The organism is Vibrio chagasii, assembly GCF_024347355.1.
GTDB lineage: Bacteria > Pseudomonadota > Gammaproteobacteria > Enterobacterales > Vibrionaceae > Vibrio > Vibrio chagasii.
In genome coordinates, this window is record NZ_AP025465.1 from 1827924 (window position 1) to 1846841 (window position 18918).

The following is an 18918-nucleotide window of genomic DNA, read 5'->3' on the forward strand; positions in this document are numbered from 1 at the left end:
ACTTAATAAAAAAGGGCCTTTCGGCCCTTTTTTGTTATTGGTCTGGTAACTGTTTGAACAACTGGTTCATCAGGTCGTTCAATTGTTGCCCAGTCACCTCTCCTGAGCTCAAGCTAGAAACCTGGTTAGCTGCCCCATCAAGGACGATCGTTTGTGTATCTCCTGTATGACCTGCCGATTCCGAAATCGTAATAACTAAGTCGTTTCCAGAAGCCTTTTCAATAACAATATGCTCTAATAGATCACTCATCGTATTCTCATTCGGTAGTAACTGAGAAATATCTAAGTGGTCTTCATCAAGGGTAAAGTCAGTTATTGTATCGACATCATTCTGGAATGGTTGATCAACCCACTGGAACAAATCGTCACCATCATCCCCTGTTAAGATATCGTCACCAATACCGCCAATAAGAATGTCGTCATCACCTTCACCTCTCAAGTGATCGTCGCCTGTTCCACCAATAACAATATCCCTGCCACTACCAGCACGAATATAATCATTTTCAGAACCACCATCCAAATAATCGTCACCAGAACCACCTGATATCAGATCGATGCCGGCTTCACCCAAAATCACATCATTACCAGAACCGCCCTGACCAACATCAGCCCAACTCGGCGCTACATAAGGTGAGTCTAGTGTGCCATCTTCAGAATCTCCTTGATAAATTTGAGAAGCATCTGCCTCTACAAACTCTTCGGCGTCTTGAACATCGAATGCCGCATTACTGCCACTATCTCCTAAGTGAATAATGTCGTTGAAATCGCCACCTTCAACATGATCATTATCGCCACCTGTTACAATTAAATCGGAGTTGTCAGTAAGCTGAGGATTTTGTTGCCCTCGCTCAACTTTTACGCCATTAACCGTTATGGAAGGTTCTGGCTGACTTTGCCAATTGTCGCCATGATTACTTGAAACAATCCCTTGTGGCATATATACCGCATTTATACCGTTTCCGTCAGATATTGTGTTACCGCTATGCGCTGTTATCGAAACCGACATAGTAGCGCTATCACTATTTCCATTTTTATCCGTTGCAGTGTATGAAATTTCAACGACATCACCGGCATTAGCATTATCACTAGGTACGAACAACACTTGTCCATCAACGATTGAAACTTGGCCGAGCGCTGGATTTAGTAATGTTACGCTTGATAGAGTCAAAATCGATGTCAAAGCATGTGGGTTGTAGTCATTTGCCAATACATCAATCAACACCGGAACCAATTCCGTAGTAGACACGTCATCGTCATTAGCTTCCATCACCGGAGCTTTTATATTGAAAGTCATATTACTGCTACTAGTATCCCCATCGTTATCTGACAACTCATAGTCGAAATCCAACGAAATATCTGATCCCACGACTGCAGCAAAGAATTGATAAGAGCCTGTGGCCATATCCAAAACCAATGTGTGACTATCATCAATAAATATAGAAACTTGGCTTCCGTCTATCGCCGTACTCACACCAGAATCAAAACCAGAAACAGAGGCCTCTACACCATTATAACTGACCGTCACCCCACCAAAGGTAACTTCAGATACGTAGCCACCATCTGCACCGAAACCACTTATGGAGCCATTGCTACCATCGTTAACCACTTGACCGGATATAGGATCGACGACCGATTGCAAAATAATAGGAGGAAGCTGAGTAATATCAGGAACTACGACAGCTCCGATCTCGCTATCGGTAGCACCATTGTATGCTATATCCTCTAGGTAAGTGATTGGCACGGCTTCACCCATACCGTAAGCAAGTGCCGTAATGTCATTGGAATCTACAAAGCTCTCCCAACTCGATTTTTCAGAATCTGTTAGGCTACCGCCAGAGTTTGGTGCACCGTCAGACAAGAAATAAGTTATGTTTGATGGATTACCATCAACCTTTCCAGTGTCATCCCAGTGATCCATAGCCGCATCAATAGCAGTGTCGTAATAAGTCGCGCCGCCAGCAGCCAAGTTATCTATCAAGTCAATAGCTTCTGTCACAGACATCCAACTCGTACCGCTTGCTCCATTTTGCGCATCAGAACTACCTGAGAATGTGACTATTTGTACTTGTGTAACACCTAAGCTTTGGTACTCGCTAAGTAACTGCTTTGCCCCATCTTGCATAATGGATAGACGAGATACATTAGTCACCGTCGAACTACCAGTTACTGAATCCCAGGCCATCGATCCAGATACATCTAAAATAAGCTGTACGTTTGCTCCCGCCTTAGCAGAAGGCTGTAAATCATTAATTATTGGCCGTGCAATTGGATTATCGTCAGCAATAGAGAGTGATATAGTACCGGTTTGACTGCCGTTGCTGTTCGACGCAACTACCCCAATATCGATCGACATTTGGTCTAGCTGTGTATTGCCATCCAAATGATCAACGGGTCCACTCAAACTTAAGTCATAGTTACCGGCATCATCGATAGTCGCAGTTAAAATTACTGACCCGTTGACAGTACCAACAAGCGTTTGCCCAGCGTTCGAAGAAATCCAAGTAATACCATGCCCATTAGATGTGTAGCTTTCAGAAGGTTCCTGCAAAATAATACTGTCAGCGTAGAGTACGTCTATATTCCCCACAACAGATTGTGTCGCGCTAGCGTCTTCAGACACATCACGCAAGACACTAGTCACTTCAGGGGAAGGTTTCACGATAGATTCCGTCTCAATCGTAACTTGCGCTGTTGAACTCTCTAAGTCACTAGAGTCTTCTGCTTTGTAATCAATGGTCTCTGTAACTTTTGCATCAACTACCTCAACGCCTTTAAAGGTAATATTTGAATTTCTATTAGGGTTCGATGATCCATCTTGAGTTGTGAACACTCTTAGCTCAGTAAACGGAATAAAACCTCCGTTACCATCGGGAATCGAAACGTTAACAGTCGCATTACCGCTAGAATCAATAGATAAAGTATACTCGTCGCCGAAATTGGAATTGTTTTCAGTATTGAAGTTGAACGTACCAACAACGTTACCATCAGAGTCCAATGCAACAACGTTAATCTCACCGTCAGCGCTACTGTTAGGGTTGTAATTCCCATAAACGCTACCGAAATCTAGATTAGCAGACAAAATTTCCGCACCACTATTCCCAAAATCGACCGCAATGAATTCTTTCGAGGTTACGTCAAGTTCGCTACTTCCGTTCTTACTTGTTGATACACCAAAACCATCTTCTACACTATAGCCATCGTAATTCAAGTAAACCCCAGGGTTACTAACTACATCGTTACCAACAGGTGAACTTCCCGTGTATGTACCAGCAGAAATCGAAATAAGATCGTTAAAATAAGAAATCGATGTACTTCCGTTTGATGTATCAATATCAGAAGCAAGATCAGATGCACTAAAGCTAAGTTGGTCAGCAATATCTGAATCTAAAACATATTCAAAATTGTCTGCATCACCATACTCTTGTCCGACCACAACCTCAGTTTTAGTACCATCATCCGCCACTTCGTACAAAGTACCGAAAATAGGCTCACTCTCGATAATTACCGAAGTTTCGAAACCAGCAGCATCATCTTCTTCATCGCTTGTATGTGGTGCGAAATCAACAGATGTTACGCAGTCGACAGTTGTTTCCGTGAAGTTATCTGCCTCTGGGCCGTCATTTTGAGCGTTATAAGTTGGTGTATCGCTGTCAACCGCCGTCGCATTGTCGCTATCGGTCGCCGTTAGGCTCACCGCTGGCAGTGTCTCGCCTGCATTCACCGCGTCAACACCCGCTTGCGTCAGTACCACATCGGTGCCGCTGATCGCGTAGTAACCATCGGTGTTTGTGCCCGGCGTGAAGGCCACACTTGGTGTGCCGTCTTCTTCATCCGACGCCGTGAACGTCGCCACCACGGTATCTACCGCCGCGTCGTTTTCATTGAACGCTGCCTCTGCCACCACATCGATGGTTGGGCCGTCATTTTGAGCGTTATAAGTTGGTGTATCGCTGTCAACCGCCGTCGCATTGTCGCTATCGGTCGCCGTTAGGCTCACCGCTGGCAGTGTCTCGCCTGCATTCACCGCGTCAACACCCGCTTGCGTCAGTACCACATCGGTGCCGCTGATCGCGTAGTAACCATCGGTGTTTGTGCCCGGCGTGAAGGCCACACTTGGTGTGCCGTCTTCTTCATCCGACGCCGTGAACGTCGCCACCACGGTATCTACCGCCGCGTCGTTTTCATTGAACGCTGCCTCTGCCACCACATCGATGGTTGGGCCGTCATTTTGAGCGTTATAAGTTGGTGTATCGCTGTCAACCGCCGTCGCATTGTCGCTATCGGTCGCCGTTAGGCTCACCGCTGGCAGTGTCTCGCCTGCATTCACCGCGTCAACACCCGCTTGCGTCAGTACCACATCGGTGCCGCTGATCGCGTAGTAACCATCGGTGTTTGTGCCCGGCGTGAAGGCCACACTTGGTGTGCCGTCTTCTTCATCCGACGCCGTGAACGTCGCCACCACGGTATCTACCGCCGCGTCGTTTTCATTGAACGCTGCCTCTGCCACCACATCGATGGTTGGGCCGTCATTTTGAGCGTTATAAGTTGGTGTATCGCTGTCAACCGCCGTCGCATTGTCGCTATCGGTCGCCGTTAGGCTCACCGCTGGCAGTGTCTCGCCTGCATTCACCGCGTCAACACCCGCTTGCGTCAGTACCACATCGGTGCCGCTGATCGCGTAGTAACCATCGGTGTTTGTGCCCGGCGTGAAGGCCACACTTGGTGTGCCGTCTTCTTCATCCGACGCCGTGAACGTCGCCACCACGGTATCTACCGCCGCGTCGTTTTCATTGAACGCTGCCTCTGCCACCACATCGATGGTTGGGCCGTCATTTTGAGCGTTATAAGTTGGTGTATCGCTGTCAACCGCCGTCGCATTGTCGCTATCGGTCGCCGTTAGGCTCACCGCTGGCAGTGTCTCGCCTGCATTCACCGCGTCAACACCCGCTTGCGTCAGTACCACATCGGTGCCGCTGATCGCGTAGTAACCATCGGTGTTTGTGCCCGGCGTGAAGGCCACACTTGGTGTGCCGTCTTCTTCATCCGACGCCGTGAACGTCGCCACCACGGTATCTACCGCCGCGTCGTTTTCATTGAACGCTGCCTCTGCCACCACATCGATGGTTGGGCCGTCATTTTGAGCGTTATAAGTTGGTGTATCGCTGTCAACCGCCGTCGCATTGTCGCTATCGGTCGCCGTTAGGCTCACCGCTGGCAGTGTCTCGCCTGCATTCACCGCGTCAACACCCGCTTGCGTCAGTACCACATCGGTGCCGCTGATCGCGTAGTAACCATCGGTGTTTGTGCCCGGCGTGAAGGCCACACTTGGTGTGCCGTCTTCTTCATCCGACGCCGTGAACGTCGCCACCACGGTATCTACCGCCGCGTCGTTTTCATTGAACGCTGCCTCTGCCACCACATCGATGGTTGGGCCGTCATTTTGAGCGTTATAAGTTGGTGTATCGCTGTCAACCGCCGTCGCATTGTCGCTATCGGTCGCCGTTAGGCTCACCGCTGGCAGTGTCTCGCCTGCATTCACCGCGTCAACACCCGCTTGCGTCAGTACCACATCGGTGCCGCTGATCGCGTAGTAACCATCGGTGTTTGTGCCCGGCGTGAAGGCCACACTTGGTGTGCCGTCTTCTTCATCCGACGCCGTGAACGTCGCCACCACGGTATCTACCGCCGCGTCGTTTTCATTGAACGCTGCCTCTGCCACCACATCGATGGTTGGGCCGTCATTTTGAGCGTTATAAGTTGGTGTATCGCTGTCAACCGCCGTCGCATTGTCGCTATCGGTCGCCGTTAGGCTCACCGCTGGCAGTGTCTCGCCTGCATTCACCGCGTCAACACCCGCTTGCGTCAGTACCACATCGGTGCCGCTGATCGCGTAGTAACCATCGGTGTTTGTGCCCGGCGTGAAGGCCACACTTGGTGTGCCGTCTTCTTCATCCGACGCCGTGAACGTCGCCACCACGGTATCTACCGCCGCGTCGTTTTCATTGAACGCTGCCTCTGCCACCACATCGATGGTTGGGCCGTCATTTTGAGCGTTATAAGTTGGTGTATCGCTGTCAACCGCCGTCGCATTGTCGCTATCGGTCGCCGTTAGGCTCACCGCTGGCAGTGTCTCGCCTGCATTCACCGCGTCAACACCCGCTTGCGTCAGTACCACATCGGTGCCGCTGATCGCGTAGTAACCATCGGTGTTTGTGCCCGGCGTGAAGGCCACACTTGGTGTGCCGTCTTCTTCATCCGACGCCGTGAACGTCGCCACCACGGTATCTACCGCCGCGTCGTTTTCATTGAACGCTGCCTCTGCCACCACATCGATGGTTGGGCCGTCATTTTGAGCGTTATAAGTTGGTGTATCGCTGTCAACCGCCGTCGCATTGTCGCTATCGGTCGCCGTTAGGCTCACCGCTGGCAGTGTCTCGCCTGCATTCACCGCGTCAACACCCGCTTGCGTCAGTACCACATCGGTGCCGCTGATCGCGTAGTAACCATCGGTGTTTGTGCCCGGCGTGAAGGCCACACTTGGTGTGCCGTCTTCTTCATCCGACGCCGTGAACGTCGCCACCACGGTATCTACCGCCGCGTCGTTTTCATTGAACGCTGCCTCTGCCACCACATCGATGGTTGGGCCGTCATTTTGAGCGTTATAAGTTGGTGTATCGCTGTCAACCGCCGTCGCATTGTCGCTATCGGTCGCCGTTAGGCTCACCGCTGGCAGTGTCTCGCCTGCATTCACCGCGTCAACACCCGCTTGCGTCAGTACCACATCGGTGCCGCTGATCGCGTAGTAACCATCGGTGTTTGTGCCCGGCGTGAAGGCCACACTTGGTGTGCCGTCTTCTTCATCCGACGCCGTGAACGTCGCCACCACGGTATCTACCGCCGCGTCGTTTTCATTGAACGCTGCCTCTGCCACCACATCGATGGTTGGGCCGTCATTTTGAGCGTTATAAGTTGGTGTATCGCTGTCAACCGCCGTCGCATTGTCGCTATCGGTCGCCGTTAGGCTCACCGCTGGCAGTGTCTCGCCTGCATTCACCGCGTCAACACCCGCTTGCGTCAGTACCACATCGGTGCCGCTGATCGCGTAGTAACCATCGGTGTTTGTGCCCGGCGTGAAGGCCACACTTGGTGTGCCGTCTTCTTCATCCGACGCCGTGAACGTCGCCACCACGGTATCTACCGCCGCGTCGTTTTCATTGAACGCTGCCTCTGCCACCACATCGATGGTTGGGCCGTCATTTTGAGCGTTATAAGTTGGTGTATCGCTGTCAACCGCCGTCGCATTGTCGCTATCGGTCGCCGTTAGGCTCACCGCTGGCAGTGTCTCGCCTGCATTCACCGCGTCAACACCCGCTTGCGTCAGTACCACATCGGTGCCGCTGATCGCGTAGTAACCATCGGTGTTTGTGCCCGGCGTGAAGGCCACACTTGGTGTGCCGTCTTCTTCATCCGACGCCGTGAACGTCGCCACCACGGTATCTACCGCCGCGTCGTTTTCATTGAACGCTGCCTCTGCCACCACATCGATGGTTGGGCCGTCATTTTGAGCGTTATAAGTTGGTGTATCGCTGTCAACCGCCGTCGCATTGTCGCTATCGGTCGCCGTTAGGCTCACCGCTGGCAGTGTCTCGCCTGCATTCACCGCGTCAACACCCGCTTGCGTCAGTACCACATCGGTGCCGCTGATCGCGTAGTAACCATCGGTGTTTGTGCCCGGCGTGAAGGCCACACTTGGTGTGCCGTCTTCTTCATCCGACGCCGTGAACGTCGCCACCACGGTATCTACCGCCGCGTCGTTTTCATTGAACGCTGCCTCTGCCACCACATCGATGGTTGGGCCGTCATTTTGAGCGTTATAAGTTGGTGTATCGCTGTCAACCGCCGTCGCATTGTCGCTATCGGTCGCCGTTAGGCTCACCGCTGGCAGTGTCTCGCCTGCATTCACCGCGTCAACACCCGCTTGCGTCAGTACCACATCGGTGCCGCTGATCGCGTAGTAACCATCGGTGTTTGTGCCCGGCGTGAAGGCCACACTTGGTGTGCCGTCTTCTTCATCCGACGCCGTGAACGTCGCCACCACGGTATCTACCGCCGCGTCGTTTTCATTGAACGCTGCCTCTGCCACCACATCGATGGTTGGGCCGTCATTTTGAGCGTTATAAGTTGGTGTATCGCTGTCAACCGCCGTCGCATTGTCGCTATCGGTCGCCGTTAGGCTCACCGCTGGCAGTGTCTCGCCTGCATTCACCGCGTCAACACCCGCTTGCGTCAGTACCACATCGGTGCCGCTGATCGCGTAGTAACCATCGGTGTTTGTGCCCGGCGTGAAGGCCACACTTGGTGTGCCGTCTTCTTCATCCGACGCCGTGAACGTCGCCACCACGGTATCTACCGCCGCGTCGTTTTCATTGAACGCTGCCTCTGCCACCACATCGATGGTTGGGCCGTCATTTTGAGCGTTATAAGTTGGTGTATCGCTGTCAACCGCCGTCGCATTGTCGCTATCGGTCGCCGTTAGGCTCACCGCTGGCAGTGTCTCGCCTGCATTCACCGCGTCAACACCCGCTTGCGTCAGTACCACATCGGTGCCGCTGATCGCGTAGTAACCATCGGTGTTTGTGCCCGGCGTGAAGGCCACACTTGGTGTGCCGTCTTCTTCATCCGACGCCGTGAACGTCGCCACCACGGTATCTACCGCCGCGTCGTTTTCATTGAACGCTGCCTCTGCCACCACATCGATGGTTGGGCCGTCATTTTGAGCGTTATAAGTTGGTGTATCGCTGTCAACCGCCGTCGCATTGTCGCTATCGGTCGCCGTTAGGCTCACCGCTGGCAGTGTCTCGCCTGCATTCACCGCGTCAACACCCGCTTGCGTCAGTACCACATCGGTGCCGCTGATCGCGTAGTAACCATCGGTGTTTGTGCCCGGCGTGAAGGCCACACTTGGTGTGCCGTCTTCTTCATCCGACGCCGTGAACGTCGCCACCACGGTATCTACCGCCGCGTCGTTTTCATTGAACGCTGCCTCTGCCACCACATCGATGGTTGGGCCGTCATTTTGAGCGTTATAAGTTGGTGTATCGCTGTCAACCGCCGTCGCATTGTCGCTATCGGTCGCCGTTAGGCTCACCGCTGGCAGTGTCTCGCCTGCATTCACCGCGTCAACACCCGCTTGCGTCAGTACCACATCGGTGCCGCTGATCGCGTAGTAACCATCGGTGTTTGTGCCCGGCGTGAAGGCCACACTTGGTGTGCCGTCTTCTTCATCCGACGCCGTGAACGTCGCCACCACGGTATCTACCGCCGCGTCGTTTTCATTGAACGCTGCCTCTGCCACCACATCGATGGTTGGGCCGTCATTTTGAGCGTTATAAGTTGGTGTATCGCTGTCAACCGCCGTCGCATTGTCGCTATCGGTCGCCGTTAGGCTCACCGCTGGCAGTGTCTCGCCTGCATTCACCGCGTCAACACCCGCTTGCGTCAGTACCACATCGGTGCCGCTGATCGCGTAGTAACCATCGGTGTTTGTGCCCGGCGTGAAGGCCACACTTGGTGTGCCGTCTTCTTCATCCGACGCCGTGAACGTCGCCACCACGGTATCTACCGCCGCGTCGTTTTCATTGAACGCTGCCTCTGCCACCACATCGATGGTTGGGCCGTCATTTTGAGCGTTATAAGTTGGTGTATCGCTGTCAACCGCCGTCGCATTGTCGCTATCGGTCGCCGTTAGGCTCACCGCTGGCAGTGTCTCGCCTGCATTCACCGCGTCAACACCCGCTTGCGTCAGTACCACATCGGTGCCGCTGATCGCGTAGTAACCATCGGTGTTTGTGCCCGGCGTGAAGGCCACACTTGGTGTGCCGTCTTCTTCATCCGACGCCGTGAACGTCGCCACCACGGTATCTACCGCCGCGTCGTTTTCATTGAACGCTGCCTCTGCCACCACATCGATGGTTGGGCCGTCATTTTGAGCGTTATAAGTTGGTGTATCGCTGTCAACCGCCGTCGCATTGTCGCTATCGGTCGCCGTTAGGCTCACCGCTGGCAGTGTCTCGCCTGCATTCACCGCGTCAACACCCGCTTGCGTCAGTACCACATCGGTGCCGCTGATCGCGTAGTAACCATCGGTGTTTGTGCCCGGCGTGAAGGCCACACTTGGTGTGCCGTCTTCTTCATCCGACGCCGTGAACGTCGCCACCACGGTATCTACCGCCGCGTCGTTTTCATTGAACGCTGCCTCTGCCACCACATCGATGGTTGGGCCGTCATTTTGAGCGTTATAAGTTGGTGTATCGCTGTCAACCGCCGTCGCATTGTCGCTATCGGTCGCCGTTAGGCTCACCGCTGGCAGTGTCTCGCCTGCATTCACCGCGTCAACACCCGCTTGCGTCAGTACCACATCGGTGCCGCTGATCGCGTAGTAACCATCGGTGTTTGTGCCCGGCGTGAAGGCCACACTTGGTGTGCCGTCTTCTTCATCCGACGCCGTGAACGTCGCCACCACGGTATCTACCGCCGCGTCGTTTTCATTGAACGCTGCCTCTGCCACCACATCGATGGTTGGGCCGTCATTTTGAGCGTTATAAGTTGGTGTATCGCTGTCAACCGCCGTCGCATTGTCGCTATCGGTCGCCGTTAGGCTCACCGCTGGCAGTGTCTCGCCTGCATTCACCGCGTCAACACCCGCTTGCGTCAGTACCACATCGGTGCCGCTGATCGCGTAGTAACCATCGGTGTTTGTGCCCGGCGTGAAGGCCACACTTGGTGTGCCGTCTTCTTCATCCGACGCCGTGAACGTCGCCACCACGGTATCTACCGCCGCGTCGTTTTCATTGAACGCTGCCTCTGCCACCACATCGATGGTTGGGCCGTCATTTTGAGCGTTATAAGTTGGTGTATCGCTGTCAACCGCCGTCGCATTGTCGCTATCGGTCGCCGTTAGGCTCACCGCTGGCAGTGTCTCGCCTGCATTCACCGCGTCAACACCCGCTTGCGTCAGTACCACATCGGTGCCGCTGATCGCGTAGTAACCATCGGTGTTTGTGCCCGGCGTGAAGGCCACACTTGGTGTGCCGTCTTCTTCATCCGACGCCGTGAACGTCGCCACCACGGTATCTACCGCCGCGTCGTTTTCATTGAACGCTGCCTCTGCCACCACATCGATGGTTGGGCCGTCATTTTGAGCGTTATAAGTTGGTGTATCGCTGTCAACCGCCGTCGCATTGTCGCTATCGGTCGCCGTTAGGCTCACCGCTGGCAGTGTCTCGCCTGCATTCACCGCGTCAACACCCGCTTGCGTCAGTACCACATCGGTGCCGCTGATCGCGTAGTAACCATCGGTGTTTGTGCCCGGCGTGAAGGCCACACTTGGTGTGCCGTCTTCTTCATCCGACGCCGTGAACGTCGCCACCACGGTATCTACCGCCGCGTCGTTTTCATTGAACGCTGCCTCTGCCACCACATCGATGGTTGGGCCGTCATTTTGAGCGTTATAAGTTGGTGTATCGCTGTCAACCGCCGTCGCATTGTCGCTATCGGTCGCCGTTAGGCTCACCGCTGGCAGTGTCTCGCCTGCATTCACCGCGTCAACACCCGCTTGCGTCAGTACCACATCGGTGCCGCTGATCGCGTAGTAACCATCGGTGTTTGTGCCCGGCGTGAAGGCCACACTTGGTGTGCCGTCTTCTTCATCCGACGCCGTGAACGTCGCCACCACGGTATCTACCGCCGCGTCGTTTTCATTGAACGCTGCCTCTGCCACCACATCGATGGTTGGGCCGTCATTTTGAGCGTTATAAGTTGGTGTATCGCTGTCAACCGCCGTCGCATTGTCGCTATCGGTCGCCGTTAGGCTCACCGCTGGCAGTGTCTCGCCTGCATTCACCGCGTCAACACCCGCTTGCGTCAGTACCACATCGGTGCCGCTGATCGCGTAGTAACCATCGGTGTTTGTGCCCGGCGTGAAGGCCACACTTGGTGTGCCGTCTTCTTCATCCGACGCCGTGAACGTCGCCACCACGGTATCTACCGCCGCGTCGTTTTCATTGAACGCTGCCTCTGCCACCACATCGATGGTTGGGCCGTCATTTTGAGCGTTATAAGTTGGTGTATCGCTGTCAACCGCCGTCGCATTGTCGCTATCGGTCGCCGTTAGGCTCACCGCTGGCAGTGTCTCGCCTGCATTCACCGCGTCAACACCCGCTTGCGTCAGTACCACATCGGTGCCGCTGATCGCGTAGTAACCATCGGTGTTTGTGCCCGGCGTGAAGGCCACACTTGGTGTGCCGTCTTCTTCATCCGACGCCGTGAACGTCGCCACCACGGTATCTACCGCCGCGTCGTTTTCATTGAACGCTGCCTCTGCCACCACATCGATGGTTGGGCCGTCATTTTGAGCGTTATAAGTTGGTGTATCGCTGTCAACCGCCGTCGCATTGTCGCTATCGGTCGCCGTTAGGCTCACCGCTGGCAGTGTCTCGCCTGCATTCACCGCGTCAACACCCGCTTGCGTCAGTACCACATCGGTGCCGCTGATCGCGTAGTAACCATCGGTGTTTGTGCCCGGCGTGAAGGCCACACTTGGTGTGCCGTCTTCTTCATCCGACGCCGTGAACGTCGCCACCACGGTATCTACCGCCGCGTCGTTTTCATTGAACGCTGCCTCTGCCACCACATCGATGGTTGGGCCGTCATTTTGAGCGTTATAAGTTGGTGTATCGCTGTCAACCGCCGTCGCATTGTCGCTATCGGTCGCCGTTAGGCTCACCGCTGGCAGTGTCTCGCCTGCATTCACCGCGTCAACACCCGCTTGCGTCAGTACCACATCGGTGCCGCTGATCGCGTAGTAACCATCGGTGTTTGTGCCCGGCGTGAAGGCCACACTTGGTGTGCCGTCTTCTTCATCCGACGCCGTGAACGTCGCCACCACGGTATCTACCGCCGCGTCGTTTTCATTGAACGCTGCCTCTGCCACCACATCGATGGTTGGGCCGTCATTTTGAGCGTTATAAGTTGGTGTATCGCTGTCAACCGCCGTCGCATTGTCGCTATCGGTCGCCGTTAGGCTCACCGCTGGCAGTGTCTCGCCTGCATTCACCGCGTCAACACCCGCTTGCGTCAGTACCACATCGGTGCCGCTGATCGCGTAGTAACCATCGGTGTTTGTGCCCGGCGTGAAGGCCACACTTGGTGTGCCGTCTTCTTCATCCGACGCCGTGAACGTCGCCACCACGGTATCTACCGCCGCGTCGTTTTCATTGAACGCTGCCTCTGCCACCACATCGATGGTTGGGCCGTCATTTTGAGCGTTATAAGTTGGTGTATCGCTGTCAACCGCCGTCGCATTGTCGCTATCGGTCGCCGTTAGGCTCACCGCTGGCAGTGTCTCGCCTGCATTCACCGCGTCAACACCCGCTTGCGTCAGTACCACATCGGTGCCGCTGATCGCGTAGTAACCATCGGTGTTTGTGCCCGGCGTGAAGGCCACACTTGGTGTGCCGTCTTCTTCATCCGACGCCGTGAACGTCGCCACCACGGTATCTACCGCCGCGTCGTTTTCATTGAACGCTGCCTCTGCCACCACATCGATGGTTGGGCCGTCATTTTGAGCGTTATAAGTTGGTGTATCGCTGTCAACCGCCGTCGCATTGTCGCTATCGGTCGCCGTTAGGCTCACCGCTGGCAGTGTCTCGCCTGCATTCACCGCGTCAACACCCGCTTGCGTCAGTACCACATCGGTGCCGCTGATCGCGTAGTAACCATCGGTGTTTGTGCCCGGCGTGAAGGCCACACTTGGTGTGCCGTCTTCTTCATCCGACGCCGTGAACGTCGCCACCACGGTATCTACCGCCGCGTCGTTTTCATTGAACGCTGCCTCTGCCACCACATCGATGGTTGGGCCGTCATTTTGAGCGTTATAAGTTGGTGTATCGCTGTCAACCGCCGTCGCATTGTCGCTATCGGTCGCCGTTAGGCTCACCGCTGGCAGTGTCTCGCCTGCATTCACCGCGTCAACACCCGCTTGCGTCAGTACCACATCGGTGCCGCTGATCGCGTAGTAACCATCGGTGTTTGTGCCCGGCGTGAAGGCCACACTTGGTGTGCCGTCTTCTTCATCCGACGCCGTGAACGTCGCCACCACGGTATCTACCGCCGCGTCGTTTTCATTGAACGCTGCCTCTGCCACCACATCGATGGTTGGGCCGTCATTTTGAGCGTTATAAGTTGGTGTATCGCTGTCAACCGCCGTCGCATTGTCGCTATCGGTCGCCGTTAGGCTCACCGCTGGCAGTGTCTCGCCTGCATTCACCGCGTCAACACCCGCTTGCGTCAGTACCACATCGGTGCCGCTGATCGCGTAGTAACCATCGGTGTTTGTGCCCGGCGTGAAGGCCACACTTGGTGTGCCGTCTTCTTCATCCGACGCCGTGAACGTCGCCACCACGGTATCTACCGCCGCGTCGTTTTCATTGAACGCTGCCTCTGCCACCACATCGATGGTTGGGCCGTCATTTTGAGCGTTATAAGTTGGTGTATCGCTGTCAACCGCCGTCGCATTGTCGCTATCGGTCGCCGTTAGGCTCACCGCTGGCAGTGTCTCGCCTGCATTCACCGCGTCAACACCCGCTTGCGTCAGTACCACATCGGTGCCGCTGATCGCGTAGTAACCATCGGTGTTTGTGCCCGGCGTGAAGGCCACACTTGGTGTGCCGTCTTCTTCATCCGACGCCGTGAACGTCGCCACCACGGTATCTACCGCCGCGTCGTTTTCATTGAACGCTGCCTCTGCCACCACATCGATGGTTGGGCCGTCATTTTGAGCGTTATAAGTTGGTGTATCGCTGTCAACCGCCGTCGCATTGTCGCTATCGGTCGCCGTTAGGCTCACCGCTGGCAGTGTCTCGCCTGCATTCACCGCGTCAACACCCGCTTGCGTCAGTACCACATCGGTGCCGCTGATCGCGTAGTAACCATCGGTGTTTGTGCCCGGCGTGAAGGCCACACTTGGTGTGCCGTCTTCTTCATCCGACGCCGTGAACGTCGCCACCACGGTATCTACCGCCGCGTCGTTTTCATTGAACGCTGCCTCTGCCACCACATCGATGGTTGGGCCGTCATTTTGAGCGTTATAAGTTGGTGTATCGCTGTCAACCGCCGTCGCATTGTCGCTATCGGTCGCCGTTAGGCTCACCGCTGGCAGTGTCTCGCCTGCATTCACCGCGTCAACACCCGCTTGCGTCAGTACCACATCGGTGCCGCTGATCGCGTAGTAACCATCGGTGTTTGTGCCCGGCGTGAAGGCCACACTTGGTGTGCCGTCTTCTTCATCCGACGCCGTGAACGTCGCCACCACGGTATCTACCGCCGCGTCGTTTTCATTGAACGCTGCCTCTGCCACCACATCGATGGTTGGGCCGTCATTTTGAGCGTTATAAGTTGGTGTATCGCTGTCAACCGCCGTCGCATTGTCGCTATCGGTCGCCGTTAGGCTCACCGCTGGCAGTGTCTCGCCTGCATTCACCGCGTCAACACCCGCTTGCGTCAGTACCACATCGGTGCCGCTGATCGCGTAGTAACCATCGGTGTTTGTGCCCGGCGTGAAGGCCACACTTGGTGTGCCGTCTTCTTCATCCGACGCCGTGAACGTCGCCACCACGGTATCTACCGCCGCGTCGTTTTCATTGAACGCTGCCTCTGCCACCACATCGATGGTTGGGCCGTCATTTTGAGCGTTATAAGTTGGTGTATCGCTGTCAACCGCCGTCGCATTGTCGCTATCGGTCGCCGTTAGGCTCACCGCTGGCAGTGTCTCGCCTGCATTCACCGCGTCAACACCCGCTTGCGTCAGTACCACATCGGTGCCGCTGATCGCGTAGTAACCATCGGTGTTTGTGCCCGGCGTGAAGGCCACACTTGGTGTGCCGTCTTCTTCATCCGACGCCGTGAACGTCGCCACCACGGTATCTACCGCCGCGTCGTTTTCATTGAACGCTGCCTCTGCCACCACATCGATGGTTGGGCCGTCATTTTGAGCGTTATAAGTTGGTGTATCGCTGTCAACCGCCGTCGCATTGTCGCTATCGGTCGCCGTTAGGCTCACCGCTGGCAGTGTCTCGCCTGCATTCACCGCGTCAACACCCGCTTGCGTCAGTACCACATCGGTGCCGCTGATCGCGTAGTAACCATCGGTGTTTGTGCCCGGCGTGAAGGCCACACTTGGTGTGCCGTCTTCTTCATCCGACGCCGTGAACGTCGCCACCACGGTATCTACCGCCGCGTCGTTTTCATTGAACGCTGCCTCTGCCACCACATCGATGGTTGGGCCGTCATTTTGAGCGTTATAAGTTGGTGTATCGCTGTCAACCGCCGTCGCATTGTCGCTATCGGTCGCCGTTAGGCTCACCGCTGGCAGTGTCTCGCCTGCATTCACCGCGTCAACACCCGCTTGCGTCAGTACCACATCGGTGCCGCTGATCGCGTAGTAACCATCGGTGTTTGTGCCCGGCGTGAAGGCCACACTTGGTGTGCCGTCTTCTTCATCCGACGCCGTGAACGTCGCCACCACGGTATCTACCGCCGCGTCGTTTTCATTGAACGCTGCCTCTGCCACCACATCGATGGTTGGGCCGTCATTTTGAGCGTTATAAGTTGGTGTATCGCTGTCAACCGCCGTCGCATTGTCGCTATCGGTCGCCGTTAGGCTCACCGCTGGCAGTGTCTCGCCTGCATTCACCGCGTCAACACCCGCTTGCGTCAGTACCACATCGGTGCCGCTGATCGCGTAGTAACCATCGGTGTTTGTGCCCGGCGTGAAGGCCACACTTGGTGTGCCGTCTTCTTCATCCGACGCCGTGAACGTCGCCACCACGGTATCTACCGCCGCGTCGTTTTCATTGAACGCTGCCTCTGCCACCACATCGATGGTTGGGCCGTCATTTTGAGCGTTATAAGTTGGTGTATCGCTGTCAACCGCCGTCGCATTGTCGCTATCGGTCGCCGTTAGGCTCACCGCTGGCAGTGTCTCGCCTGCATTCACCGCGTCAACACCCGCTTGCGTCAGTACCACATCGGTGCCGCTGATCGCGTAGTAACCATCGGTGTTTGTGCCCGGCGTGAAGGCCACACTTGGTGTGCCGTCTTCTTCATCCGACGCCGTGAACGTCGCCACCACGGTATCTACCGCCGCGTCGTTTTCATTGAACGCTGCCTCTGCCACCACATCGATGGTTGGGCCGTCATTTTGAGCGTTATAAGTTGGTGTATCGCTGTCAACCGCCGTCGCATTGTCGCTATCGGTCGCCGTTAGGCTCACCGCTGGCAGTGTCTCGCCTGCATTCACCGCGTCAACACCCGCTTGCGTCAGTACCACATCGGTGCCGCTGATCGCGTAGTAACCATCGGTGTTTGTGCCCGGCGTGAAGGCCACACTTGGTGTGCCGTCTTCTTCATCCGACGCCGTGAACGTCGCCACCACGGTATCTACCGCCGCGTCGTTTTCATTGAACGCTGCCTCTGCCACCACATCGATGGTTGGGCCGTCATTGATTTCCTCCACATCAACATTAACAGTAATAGTGTCTGTTCCGCCATTTCCATCGCTAACAACAACAGTGAAGCTATCATTGCCGTTGTAATTTTCGTTTGGTGTGTAGGTCCAGTTGCCGTCTTCATCTACAACAACGGTGCCGTTGGATGGTTCAGTGCCTTTAGAGAAGTTTAATGAATCACCATCAGTGTCAGATGCTGAAAGGCTACCGTTGACTGGTGTGTCTTCATCAGTAGTTACGGCTATATTGTCGCCAAGTGGGTTGCCATTTGTATCTGTAATAAGTGGGGTATCGTTGACAGGGTTAACGCCAACATTCACAGTGATCGTATCAGTACCACCTTGGCCATCGGATACAACGACCGAGAAACTATCGTCACCATTGAAATCATTATTTGGGATGTATGTCCAACTACCATCACTGTTTAAAGTGACGGTTCCGTTTGCTGGCGGTTGGGACATAGCAAAAGAAAGAGCATCATTATCGTCGTCAGAAGCACTTAATGTACCGCTAACAGGGGTATCTTCATCCGTTGTGAAAGAGACAGTACCTCCGACAACGACATTGTTGGCATCTGTAAATAGAGGGGCGCTATTAGATTCAGTTGAAGATTCTGAGATAGAACGATAGGCATCAAGAAGGCTTAAACTTTGAGTGCGGGACATGCCCAACGCTTCGAAGCCTTCGGTTACGAACTCGGTATCAGGGATAGTTTCTTCACCATCTCGCTCAATGGTACCGCTGGTGCCTAGACTTGAACCATTTTGACCAACAGCGGTTGCGAACTCTTCACCTAATTCTGCAGGGTCTTGACCTTCTTCTAAGGCTGCGAATATATCAGCAATATCTTGGTCGAGTTCAATCTCACCATCTTCTGGTGAGAATCGCTTCGCGGAAACTTCAGGGCTATTTGATTCATTAAGAGATTCTAAGATGACATCTCCCGCCTGAAGTGACTCGCCTTCTTCTAGGACTTTAATCGTGCCATCTGTTGAAATAACAATGCGCTGGCCCAGTGCTAGTGCACCAGCCAAATTCAAAGTCGTCATGTCCATATTAACCCCTAAAACCCATCTTTTGCCATCAACGTCAAAATAGTGACATCTCTTTGTAATATTAGTTAAAATATAACACCTATAAACACATCATTCATAGTTATGATTCTATTATTTAACAACCTTAAATGGAAGTTAATGACAATGCTCACAACAAGTAACAATTCAGGTGCGTAAAACATCAATATAAGTTATTGTGTTAGCGAAAGATAATTCGAATACAAATAAAAGATTTCAGTGCTCAAAATCAAAATAAAACGCACGATGATCTGTTAAAAAATTTACAACCATTTACGGCA

At 54.5% G+C, this 18918-nt stretch carries 1 protein-coding gene; it reads right to left on the bottom strand.

Annotation, left to right across the window (positions count from 1 at the left end):
* Positions 1-34: 34 nt before the first annotated feature.
* Positions 35-18619 (bottom strand): Ig-like domain-containing protein, encoded by an 18585-nt coding sequence (locus tag OCV52_RS08585; RefSeq protein ID WP_261900839.1) that lies wholly within the window; start codon positions 18617-18619, stop codon positions 35-37.
* Between the last annotated feature and the right edge of the window lie 299 nt (positions 18620-18918).